Source organism: Phormidium sp. CCY1219, assembly GCF_035615515.1.
Lineage (GTDB): Bacteria > Cyanobacteriota > Cyanobacteriia > Cyanobacteriales > Laspinemataceae > CCY1219.
The window spans coordinates 37,357-49,499 of the sequence record NZ_JAJENT010000658.1 but is presented as its reverse complement, the minus strand read 5'-3'; the positions used below and the strand labels follow the sequence as shown (position 1 = coordinate 49,499).

Here is a 12,143-nt window from a genome sequence, read left to right as displayed (position 1 = left end):
GGGGAGAACTCCTCCCTACGCATAAATGACGAGGGTTTCCGTTCTCCCCCTTACCAACCCTAATTTCTGATGAACAAGAAAATCATAAAACGTCTTTTAATTGGCGAATTTTCTTTAAAACGGCTGATGATTTCGGTGCTTTTTATCTATGCAGCAATTGGAAGTTATGGGTATTTTTTGTCAGATTGGATGATTTTTAAACCGCAACCTGATAGCTATCAAGACAGCGGCGATATTCTCAAACTAAAGTCTGGGAAAGGCAACTTAATTTCGGCAATATATTTGCCCAATCCCCAGGCGACTTATACCATTCTTTACAGTCATGGAAATGCAGAAGACTTGGGGGACATCCGCCCGGTCTTGAATCGAATTCGCCAGATGGGCTTTTCCTTGTTTGCGTATGACTATCAAGGATATGGAACCTCCGAAGGCAAGCCCTCGGAAAACAATGCCTATGCAGATATTAATGCAGCCTATGCTTATCTGACACAGAAACTAGGAAAATCACCGGAGCGAATTATTATTTACGGACGGTCTGTGGGTGGAGGGCCTGCGGTCGAGTTAGCAACCCGAGAACCGATCGCCGGTTTAGTTTTAGAAAGTGCCTTTACCTCAGTTTTCCGAGTTATCACCCAAATACCGATTTATCCCGTGGACAAGTTTAATAACATTCAAAAGATTAAGCAGGTGGATGCACCGGTGCTAGTGATTCACGGAACTGAAGACGAGGTGATTGCATTTTGGCATGGAGAGAAACTGTTTGCGGCGGCGAACGAACCCAAGACCTTTTTTCCCGTGCAAGGAGCCATGCATAATAATGTGATGGGGGTGGCCGGCGATCGCTACGCCGAGACCCTGCGCGAATTTGCCGCCGCCATCGAAGCCGAATAATATCAGCTAACAAATTCGCAATTGCCAACTTCAGAGAAAAATCCCAGGGGGATTGACGAATGGGGGAAAGGGGGATTAAATCAGCAGATAGAGGGAGAGCGTAGGCTGGTATGATTCTGAAGAAAGGCAAGCTGCCTGCTGGAAACAGCAATAGCACGGATGCCAGAAACAGAAAAATTCCGGCAATGGTGCTTGAAAATAAACGATTAATAGTAAAACGCTTAACATGGAATGGCACGCAACCGATGCCCAGAGTTTGGCAATTATTGACAGCGAAATCGGCGAGCACGTCTTCTCGCCGGCAGAGTACGAGATTGTCCGGAGGGCAATTTATGCCACCGCCGACTTTGAATACAAGTCCCTGATTCGCTTTTCTGACCAAGCCCTGCAGGCGGGTGCGGCGGCGTTAGCGGCGCGGAGTACGATCGTGGTAGACGTACCGATGGTGCAGGTTGGGATTACGCCGCATATTCAAACCACCTTTGCCAATCCGGTTTACTGTTCGATGGAAGCACTGACCCGGCCCCAAAAAGAGAAAACCCGTGCTGCATGGGGGATTGAGACCCTTGCGAGGCGCTATCCCGAGGGAATTTTCGTCGTGGGTCAGGCTCAGACAGCCCTAACCGCCCTCGTGGAATTAATCGAATCCGAGGAAATCCGACCCGCCCTCGTGATCGGAACCCCCTCCGGATTTGTGGGAGTAGATGCAGCAAAAGCGAGACTCAACGACTCGATGATTCAGAACATTCGAGTAGACGGGAGAAAAGGCAGTGCGGTAGTTGCGGTTGCCATAGCCAACGGGTTAGTGGATTTAGCGTGGCAGGCATACGGACAAGAAGGCAGGGGGATTATTTGACAGCAGTCAAAACTGGCGGGTGGACGCCCACCCCACCTCATCCCTGCACCCTTCCGAGTTAACGGCGTTTAGCGCGACGTTTGGGAGAGCGCCGATCGGCCTGGTAGCCGACCTCTTGAGAGACTTCTTCAAATAAATCGCGTCGCAAGTAGGGATAGTCGCTGACCCAAAAATTAATCCGGGGCAGAAAGATATCCGAGACCTTAGCAATGCGACCGAGGTCCCCACGGTTAGACATCACGAGCATTTCAGCGATATCCCCCGGAGCGATCGCCTTATGTTCGCGACGCAGGGGAACCCGAATGATGGTACTAAACCCAGTTTCATCACCCACCTCCAGATTCAGCCGCCGCTCGCGGTTTTCCACGATCACCAGCTCTCCGCGCTGGTTGACCGTTTCCTCCGTGCCCACCACATCTTCCGTGACGAAAACATCCAAGACCTCTCCTTGCCAGAAGCCACTGTATTTGTAGCGACGGCACTCGTAATTGCGACGAGCGGCGGAAGCGACCGGTCCCCAGAGCCAATACAGACCGATCGCGATTCCCAGGAGCAGCAGAAAAGGACGCCACTCATCTGGCAACAGATTCACCAACAACGTCAAACTTAAAATCCCGACCACAGAAATCAGCAGTCGCTGTAAAAAATCATTAAACTTGCCCCAAAAATAGAGATATTGAGCGCCAGTGGCGATGGCAGGAATCAGGGCATGAAAGGTTTCGCGAGTTAACGGAACTAGCATGAGCGAACGATAGGTAAGGGAAATTCTCGAGCAAACAAATAGAACGATCGAACAGCGCGAAGAAAGAAGTTTTGAGGCGGGGAATGGAGAGACTCCACTCACCCAACGCTCAAAACGCGAATCCAACCCCGGAAAAATCTTCGTTTAGAGAGTCGGGTTACAGGAGTTTTTCCAGACCATAGATCGTAGTTTTAAGTTGGAGGACCTTGCGAATAGCCAGGAGAACTCCCGGCATGTAGCAGGCGCGATCGCTGGTATCGTGACGGAGGGTATAGACCTGGCCCGGTGCGCCAAAAATCACCTCTTGGTGAGCGATCGAACCCGGGAGGCGGAGGCTGTGGATCCGGATGCCCTCGTGGATCTGGGTGCCCCTGGCCCCAGAGAGCTTTTCCGTTTCCTTCACGGCGGGGACATTATAAGTTTTCCCCAATTCCGCCAGCATTTGAGCCGTTTGAATTGCGGTACCGCTAGGGGCATCAGCCTTTTGGTTGTGGTGACGCTCGATAATTTCCACATGGTCGAAATATTGAGAAGCCGAGATCGCCGCTTGTTGCAGCAATACCATCCCAATCGAGAAATTCGGAACGATAACACAACCGATGCTCGCCTTTTCAGAAAACTCAGCCAGCTCATTAATTTGTTGCGGACTCAACCCCGTCGTGCCCACCACCGGGCGAATCCCATAGGCGATCGCGGCGCGGGTATTTTCATAAACCGAACTCGGGTGAGTAAAATCCACCATCACCCCCGGTTGTTTTTCCTGAACCGCCATTCCCAGAGTGCCCTGCAGGTCATTAATAATGGGAACTTCCAGCGGACCGCAACCTGCCACTTCGCCCACATCTTTGCCCATATACTCCGGATTGCGATCGACCGCTCCCAAAAGCATCATATCTTCAGCTTGGGCAACCGCCTTGACCACTTCGCGACCCATTTTACCGCCTGCCCCATTCACAACCACTGGGATAGGAAGTTGATTCGCCATAATCGAAAAATCCCCTTGAAGCTAACAAAGGAATTTTACCTTGGGAATGAACATGCAAGCCTAAAATAGCAACTAGAGAACACTCAGAAACTCGCCATCTGGCGAAAGACAGAGCCGACTTTCACTCGGGCGGAACAACCAACCTCCCCAGGTGATGTGCTACCAAGGAAGAGAAGACCCAACAAACCCGATCCGATTCTTGCCCGTCACGCGCCAGAGCCAGAGAAAAGTTGCGCTAGCGGCGTCCAAGACGAACGACGAGGGTGCATGTTCGATGGTCCCAAACATTCTGGAGGCGTTAGATGCGACCCCTACACCCCATACCACCATTTTCCCATCCCAAATTACCCCACGAAATGCAAAAATCTTCCTTTTAACCTTTGCAATCACTTCCTCCCCAATCAAACCCAGTGATTTCTCAACTTTGCCAAAAAATCAGTTCGATTTGGTCTGTGGTGCATCGACAGATAGGCGAAAGCCGACTCAACCGGATACAACCGGCATTTGGCTCCGTCTTCATTGCCTGCTTGCTCGTTTCCGGGGTCACGATCGCCGTGCGGGTAGCGGGTGGATTTCAATACTTAGAACTGGCCAACTTTGACTGGATGATGCGGTCTCGCTTGGGCGATCGCGATCCGGATGAGCGCCTGTTGCTCGTCACCATTACCGAGTCCGACATTCAAAACCAGAACCAGTGGCCCTTGTCCGATCGCGCGATCGCCACAGTATTGCAGGAATTATCCCAATACGACCCGGCGGTTATCGGACTCGACCTCTATCGCGATGTCCCGCACGAACCCGGTCATCAAGCACTGCTCGCACAGCTCGAAAAAACCCCCAATCTCATCGGCATTACCAAACTCCCGGACGCCCAAGAAGCCGGGGTGCCCCCGCCGCCGATGCTATCCCCGGATGCTATTGGATTTAACGATATCGTCAACGATCCCGATGGCGTGGTGCGGCGCAACTTACTCTTTGCCTCCAGCCAGACCAACGGTTTATCCTATTCCTTTGCCTTGCGCGTGGCGCTGCGCTACATGCAACAGCAAGACATTTCCTTGGAAAATAGCCCCGCCAACCCGTTGCACATCAATTTCGGCAAAGTCCGATTAAAGCCGTTACAGTCCAACTCTGGCGGCTATCAAACCATTGACGCCAACGGCTACCAAATCCTGCTCAATTATCGCTCTCCCGGCGCGATCGCCCCGGAAATTACCCTCACCGAAGTTTTAAACGGCGAAATTGACCCCAATCTCGTCAAAGATAAAATCGTCCTCATTGGCACCACTGCCCCCAGCCAAAAAGACTTATTTTTCACCCCCTATGGCGTGAAAACCGAGCGCGAAAACCTGCAAATGCCAGGGGTAATCATTCACGCTCAGATGCTCAGCCAACTGTTAAGCAGCGCCTTGGATGGACAGCCCTTGTTTTGGTATTGGCCCGAGTGGGTGGAAATCCTCTGGGTGGTGAGCTGGTCTTTTGCCGGCGGAATTATCTCGTGGCGCATGGAGCATCCCCTGGAATTGGGAGTCGCCGTTATGCTCGGTTTGGTAGGCATTTACGGGATTAGTTTTGGCGTATTTCATGGAGCCGGTTGGCTCCCCGTCATTGCCCCCGCCGTGGCATTTGCCAGCACCCTGAGCACAGTGGTGGTTTCCAAGTTACTGTATTATGCCTTTCACGATCGCCTCACCGGTTTGCCCAACCGCTCCTTATTTATGAAGCAACTGGAGCGATCCCATGCCAGAGTGCAAATCAAAACCCAAAAATCTCAGCCCCCGCAGGAACGCCCGGTTCCACACTCGGCAGGGGACTTAGAAAACCAGCTTTCGGTGGAGATCTGCGCACTGAATCCGCGTTCCACCCTTTCTACCTTAATCGCCGTCCTGTTTTTAGATCTCGATCGCTTCAAAAATATCAACAATGGACTCGGACATGACTTAGGCGATCGCTTGCTGATCGCGATCGCGGAGCGCATTCGCAAAACCCTAGCCCTTCAGCAGCGCTGCGGTCACTTTTCCACCGTGGAAATCGCCCGCGTCGGCGGAGACGAATTTGCCATCCTCCTCGAAAACCTCGACAGCGAACAAGAAGGCATTCACATCGGCGAAAACCTCTGCCGCCAACTGACTTTACCCTTTCACCTCCAAGGTCAAGAAGTCTTTACCACTGCCAGTATGGGAATGGCCCTCAGTCAGGGAGAAGAAAAACGCGATTTACTGCGCGAAGCCCATACCGCTATGTATCGCGCCAAGGCCCTGGGCAAATTACGTCCCGAGGTCTTTGAAAGCAAAATGCAACAAAATGCAGTGACCCGCTTTAAGCTAGAAACTGACCTGAGACGCGCCCTCTCCCAATGGGTGAAAAGTCCTGACGGTTCTGCATTCACCGATCCGGCTGGGGGTCGGCGAGCAGATGGCTGTGGGGTCTGTGCGGCACAAGAAACCCCCAATGGCAAAGCGGGGCAACCCCAGGCACAAATCCAACACTGTTTTTCGGGCACTGCGGGAAAACAGGCTAACGGTGCGAATGGGCGATCGCTCCCCACTGCCCCATCCCTCGACTCTGAATTCGTCCTCTATTACCAACCCTTAATCTGCTTGAAAACCGGAAAAATAGCCGGGTTTGAAGCTTTGGTTCGTTGGCTGCACCCGGAACGGGGAATGGTCTCTCCGGGAGAGTTTATCCCGATTGCAGAAGAAACTGGCTTGATTATCTCCCTCGGCGAGTTAGTCTTGTGGATAGCTTGTTGGCAGACTCGCCAGTGGTCCGAACAGTTCGATCGCTCTACACCCTTAATGATGAGCGTGAATCTCTCCGGGAAACAGTTCGCCCAACCCAATCTCATTGAGGTGGTCCAACAAATCCTTCGCGAAACCAATATCGATCCGAGCTACATCAAACTGGAAATGACCGAAAGCGTGGTGATGGATGACGTAGAGTTGGCCATTGAAATGCTTTGCTCCCTCAAAGGGTTAAACCTGAAGCTCGGCATTGATGATTTCGGCACGGGATATTCTTCGTTGAGTTACTTGCACCGATTTCCCACCGATACCCTAAAGGTGGATCGCTCCTTCGTCAGTCGGATGAATGAGGGAGATGAAAATGAAGCCATTGTGAAAACGATTATTACCTTGGCTCATAACTTGAAAATGGACGTGATTGCCGAAGGGGTGGAAACCGCCGACCAAATGGAACGCCTGCGATCGCTCGGTTGCGAATACGGTCAAGGGTATTTCTTCGCCAAACCGTTACCGCCAGATGCCGCTACAGAATTGCTCGCCTCCGATCCCACCTGGGGCTTTAACACTTAAACCCGAAAATCGCTTTCTTTGAACCCTCTGCATTGTCCCCCTCGCCGCGATCGCCGCGTGCTGCATGGGTAGACAAACGACAAACAACCACAGATCGCGAGACAATGAAAAACGCTATCCTTGAACAAACGCGATCGCACTCTCCATCCGTCGCGATCGCACGGTGGAGTCAAGACGGGGTGATTTTGCCTCCCCCAAGCAGAAATGCTCAACGCAGTTCAGCGCCGGAGTTGGTAGAGGAAAAATCGCCAAACTCTGGTAAACTTGTACCAGCTCAATGGGTACGGTAAAGGGCGGACACAGATTCCGAGCAAACCGGAGACACGACCCATTTGGCAAGGCTGGATGCCCTGTAAATCCTGGTATCGCCCAATTAGTAAATCTAGGGCGCTAGGTTAGAATCCAAGGACAATTCATTTTCTCAAATTAGCTCCAGACGGAAACGATTTGGAGGCGCATCTGGGCAAAAGCTTCCAGTGCGCGGTGAGAATGCCACCTGACTGGGATACGGGGAGCGGGCCTGACAGCCCACCGCCCTACCGGGACACCTCCACCTTGCTCCAGCAGGTGGGGGAGCATTCATATATTAGTATTTTAGGTAAACAAGTGAGTCCGACTGCCCAAGCTATTCCAACCCCTACCGCGATGGCGCGGCGTGCTGTCTTTCCTTTCACGGCAATTGTCGGTCAGGATGAGATGAAGCTGGCACTGCTGCTCAATGTAATCGATCCCAAGATTGGCGGGGTGATGATTATGGGCGATCGCGGCACTGGCAAATCTACAACGATTCGCGCACTCGCCGATCTGCTTCCCGAAATCGAAGTGGTCGCTGATGACCCCTTTAACAGCGATCCGTCGGATCCGGAATTGATGAGCGACAGCGTGCGCGATCGCGTCGCCAATAACGAATCCTTACCGGTGATGCGGCGCAAAGTGCAGATGATCGACCTGCCCCTGGGGGCCACCGAGGATCGCGTTTGCGGCACCATCGATATCGAAAAAGCCCTCTCGGAAGGTGTAAAAGCCTTTGAACCGGGACTGCTGGCAAAAGCCAATCGCGGCATCCTCTATGTGGATGAAGTCAACCTGCTTGACGATCACCTGGTGGATGTGCTACTCGACTCGGCAGCTTCTGGCTGGAACACCGTGGAACGAGAAGGGATTTCCATTCGCCACCCCGCGCGATTCGTCCTGGTGGGATCCGGGAACCCGGAGGAAGGGGAACTGCGCCCCCAATTGCTCGATCGCTTCGGGATGCACGCGGAAATCCGTACCGTGAAAAAACCTGCTTTGCGGGTGAAAATCGTCGAGGAACGCTCGGCATTTGACCAAAATCCCAAAGTCTACCTGGAACAACGCGCCCAAAAGCAAGAAGATTTGCAACAAAAGCTGATCGAGGCGCAAAATCTCTTGCCTTCGGTGACGATGGACTACGATCTGCGGGTGCAAATTTCCCAAGTTTGCGCCGAACTCGATGTGGATGGTTTGCGCGGCGATATCGTCACTAACCGGGCGGCGAAGGCGATCGCAGCTTTGGAAGGTCGCACGGAGGTGACGGTGGATGATATCCGCCGCGTGGTGACGCTATGTCTGCGTCACCGCCTGCGGAAAGACCCCCTCGAATCGATTGACTCGGGTTATAAGGTGCAAAAGGTCTTCTGCAGCGTCTTTGGCGTGGAAATGCCGGAAGAAGACAATGCCTAAGCTCTGAGATTTCTTCGTTGCGCTTTAGCGTCCCTAGCGGCGCTAAAGCTCAGGGCTTTGACCGGGATGAAACCAACAAGCAATCACTCTACAATGTAATATTCACTACCCTCCTTCAGCCGTTTTCCCACAGATTTATTCACTCATGGAAAAACGCATCCTGGGCCTCGACCCCGGGTTAGCTACTCTCGGATTTGGCGCGATCGCCTGCGAATTGGGCCAAGGTCGAACTGGCGCGGATAAGGTCTCGATTCTCGATTTTGGCATCATTCAAACCCCCGCCAAGCAACCGATGGGCGATCGCCTTCGCACCATTTACGACGATATGCAAGCCCTGGTAGAACAGTTTCAACCCGACCTGGTTGCGGCAGAAAAACTCTTCTTTTATCGCATGGGCAACACGATTTTAGTGGCTCAGGCCCGGGGGGTCATTCTGCTCGTATTGGCCCAGCATAATGTTCCCGTGGTGGAATACACCCCCGCCCAAGTTAAACTCGCACTCACCGGCTATGGCAATGCGGAAAAATACGACGTCCAAGAAGCGGTCGCTCGCGAGTTTAACTTAGAGAAAATACCGAAGCCCGATGATGCAGCCGATGCTTTAGCTGTGGCGCTCACTGCATGGTTTCAGGCAGTTTAAATCCAGGCATAAAAACATGATAAAAAGCGCGATATTTGAGGGAATATCGGTAAATTTTCGGAAATTATAAGCCGACAAAACAGCTCGAAACTGGGGAGCGGGATACGTAGAATTACCGACTGGAGCGCCGAGGGATGTGGGTAAAATCAACGAATTTTCCCGGGGAATTGTGCAGTAACAAAAAACAATAAAATGGGAGTGAGTAGTCCGGTGCAGCAAAAGCGGGATGCAAGGCGAGGATTTCTTGGGATTGTGACTGGAAAGCAGCATCTTCTATGACACAGATCACTGCAAAATATGGAGAGTGGGTTAATCTAAATTGGAATCGATTAAACATAAATCGCCTGTTACCCGAGAAGGTTGCAATGTCTCGTCTCCGAATGAGGTTATGTCGCCAATTCTACGAATGGGGTCAAATCGAGGCTGGATGCGCTCAGAAAAGGGGGTATGGGGATAGACATTGTGGCAACCGAGCCGAAGTTCGCATCCGGGGTAGCGATCGCGCCATAATTGCGGCGATCGCTTCGGGGCCTGATTCCCCACTGGGGGAGTTCGGGAGGATTAGACGACTTTCGCGAGGCGATCGTGGCAGTTGTAAGGGCATCTCATGGGCTAGGGAAGAAAAAAAATGCGCCAAAAAAAACAGCAGGTACAGCAGAGCATAATAGGAGAATGGGAACAGCGCTACCACCAATTAGGGGAGATGATTCCAGAGGCGATCGCCTTGGTGTGCGAAGCGCGAGTTTCTTATATTAACCGAGCGGGGGTGCGATTATTCGGTGCCGCTACACCGGAAGAATTAATCGGTCAACCCGCACACAAGTTGGGACTTCCTACCCTCGATCCGACCTCGGACGTACAAAATCCCACCCTCACCCAGTGCTTCCGGGTGGATGGCAAGACGGTGCAGGTGGAATTGCGCGGCTGCTTTTGTAGCTACAAAGGTAAGCCTACTATGCAGTGGGTGGGGCGAGAGATTTCCCCGATTCGAGCACCGGAAACGGCGGGGCAATCGGCAGATGGAAAACTCGACATTTTCTTCGATCGTTGTCCGGTGGCGGCGATCGAGTGGGATCGCGAGTTGCGGGTGTGTCGGTGGTCCGCCCAAGCCGAAACCCTCTTGGGGTGGCGTGCCTCGCAAGTAGTGGGCAAGCATCTCAGAGACGGGATTTTGGTCTATCCTACAGGGGCGGACTCAATGGAGGAAGCGATCGCCGATTTGCGGCAGGGGAGAGCGCGCCACACCCGGATCGAAGCCCGCTATTTGACGCCTTCTGGCAGAAGTATAAAATGCGAATGTTTGCTGTCATCCGTGGTAGATCCGGGAGGGGAACTCCGCTCTATTCTATCTTTTGTGACACCAGAGCGGGATTCTGCCCACTCCCGCCAACTAATGCAGGCCAATCAATCCTTGCAAACCGAGGTAGAAGAACGCACGGCGGCGTTAAAAGAATGCAACGATCGCTTTGTGGTAGAAGTGGTGCAGCACACTCTGGCCAAACGCTCTTTGGAAAAGCACTTAGCGGCGATCGAATCCTCTATCGACGGCATTGCCCTGCTCAACAGCGATCGCGAATATATCTATCTCAATCCGGCTTATGCCAAACTCTACGGCTACGATCGCCCCAGCGACCTGCTGGGCATGAGCTGGCAAAACCTATATCATAACGCACAATTCAGCGCATTTCAAGATACCTTGCTGCCTTTTATCAGCGAGAGTCAACCCTGGCGGGGAATCGCCAAGGGAATTCGTCGCGATGGCACGGAATTCTATCAAGAAGTCTCCCTCACCGCACTAGAAGACGACGAACTAATTTGCATCGCCCGCGATATCAGCGATCGCCACTCCGCCCAACAGGGACTGCAACAAGCCAAAGATCGACTGCAAGCGGTATTAGATGCCGTCCCCGGAAGCGTCGCCTGGATTAGTTCCGACTTGCATTATATGGGAGCCAACAAATTTTTAGCCGCTCAGTTTAATTTAACCCCAGAAGACTTTATCGGTCAACCCCTTGGCTTTCTCAAAAGTACGCCGGAATTGGGCGAATTTATGCAGCGGTTTTTTGCCGATAGCGATTGGCAAGCCTCCCGCGAAATTGAAAGCCACTATCAAGGTCAGACGCGCAATTACTTGCTTGTGGCGCAAAAATACGACAATGGAAAGGCAGCGGTTTCCGTAGGAATTGACATTACCCACCTCAAGCAACTCGAAAGCAAACTGCGCGATTCTTTAGCCCAAGAAAAGCAACTAGCGCAACTGCGATCGCAGTTTATTTCCATGACCTCCCACGAGTTTCGCACGCCCCTGACTACCATTCAATCTTCCACGGAATTACTACAGCATTACAGCGATCGCTTCTCTGCAGAAAAAAAGCTCAAGCACTTCGATCGGATTCAAATGGCGGTGAAGCGAATGACCGATTTGCTCGATGATGTACTGATTATTGGCAAAGCAGAAACCGGCAAACTTCAATTCCAGCCCCAACGACTTGATGTCAAAGCATACTGCGAGGAATTGGTGGAAGAACTGCAACAGAGCGATCGCGATCGCCACCCCTTTGATTTCACTTTTAACGGCACCTGCCACTCGGGGTGGATGGATCGAAAACTCCTGCGGCACATTCTCGTGAATTTGCTCTCCAATGCTCTCAAGTATTCTCCCGAAGGCAAGCCGGTTCGCTTGGCGCTAAATTGCCGCGATCGCCAAGTCACGTTCCACATTCAAGACGCGGGAATCGGCATTCCCAAAGACGACCAAAAACGGCTTTTCGAGACCTTTTATCGCGCCACCAATGCCACAAAAATTGAGGGAACCGGACTGGGATTGGCCATTGTGAAAAAATCGGTAGAGTTACACGGCGGCACCATTTCCGTCCACAGTGAAGTAGGAAAAGGAACGACCTTTATCGTCACCTTACCCTTGCCGATTGAACCACCAAAAGCCCACCCTCTAGATGAAGAAAAGCAGATCGGCACCAACGGAAACCTCGCTTACAATTAAACCGACAAGG

At 52.2% G+C, this 12,143-nt stretch carries 8 protein-coding genes; 6 read left to right on the top strand and 2 right to left on the bottom strand.

Annotated elements, in window-relative coordinates:
• Positions 1-69 precede the first annotated feature (69 nt).
• Together LKK83_RS19120 and LKK83_RS19115 are read left to right on the top strand one after the other, a co-directional pair.
• Entirely contained in the window at positions 70-891 is an 822-nt protein-coding gene (locus LKK83_RS19120) for an alpha/beta hydrolase (protein WP_324632877.1), read from the top strand.
• A gap of 226 nt (positions 892-1,117) precedes the next feature.
• Positions 1,118-1,747, top strand: coding sequence for a precorrin-8X methylmutase (locus LKK83_RS19115; protein ID WP_324632876.1), 630 nt, complete (start codon positions 1,118-1,120; stop codon positions 1,745-1,747).
• 58 nt (positions 1,748-1,805) lie between these two features.
• Here the strand turns inward: LKK83_RS19115 and LKK83_RS19110 are convergent, their stop codons facing one another.
• Both LKK83_RS19110 and dapB read right to left on the bottom strand, forming a co-directional pair.
• Positions 1,806-2,489 carry a phosphate ABC transporter permease gene (locus tag LKK83_RS19110; RefSeq protein ID WP_324632875.1) on the bottom strand — a complete coding sequence of 228 codons (684 nt, stop codon included), beginning with the start codon at positions 2,487-2,489 and terminating at the stop codon, positions 1,806-1,808.
• Between the two features lie 157 nt (positions 2,490-2,646).
• The gene (dapB, locus tag LKK83_RS19105) at positions 2,647-3,474 is read right to left on the bottom strand and encodes a 4-hydroxy-tetrahydrodipicolinate reductase (RefSeq protein WP_324632874.1); all 828 of its coding nucleotides are present in this window, start codon (positions 3,472-3,474) and stop codon (positions 2,647-2,649) included.
• 410 nt (positions 3,475-3,884) lie between these two features.
• On the opposite strand from dapB, the gene LKK83_RS19100 reads away from it, so the two are divergent.
• From LKK83_RS19100 to LKK83_RS19085, 4 genes are all read left to right on the top strand, one after another.
• The gene (locus tag LKK83_RS19100) at positions 3,885-6,788 is read left to right on the top strand and encodes a CHASE2 domain-containing protein (RefSeq protein WP_324632873.1); all 2,904 of its coding nucleotides are present in this window, start codon (positions 3,885-3,887) and stop codon (positions 6,786-6,788) included.
• Between the two features lie 606 nt (positions 6,789-7,394).
• Positions 7,395-8,492: a magnesium chelatase ATPase subunit I gene (gene bchI / locus LKK83_RS19095; protein WP_442957337.1), complete on the top strand. Its 1,098-nt coding sequence runs from the start codon at positions 7,395-7,397 to the stop codon at positions 8,490-8,492.
• A gap of 145 nt (positions 8,493-8,637) precedes the next feature.
• A complete protein-coding gene (ruvC, locus tag LKK83_RS19090; protein WP_324632872.1) occupies positions 8,638-9,132 on the top strand; it encodes a crossover junction endodeoxyribonuclease RuvC in 495 nt (164 codons plus the stop codon).
• Positions 9,133-9,760: 628 nt separating this feature from the next.
• Positions 9,761-12,133 carry a sensor histidine kinase gene (locus LKK83_RS19085; protein ID WP_324632871.1) on the top strand — a complete coding sequence of 791 codons (2,373 nt, stop codon included), beginning with the start codon at positions 9,761-9,763 and terminating at the stop codon, positions 12,131-12,133.
• Positions 12,134-12,143: the final 10 nt, after the last annotated feature.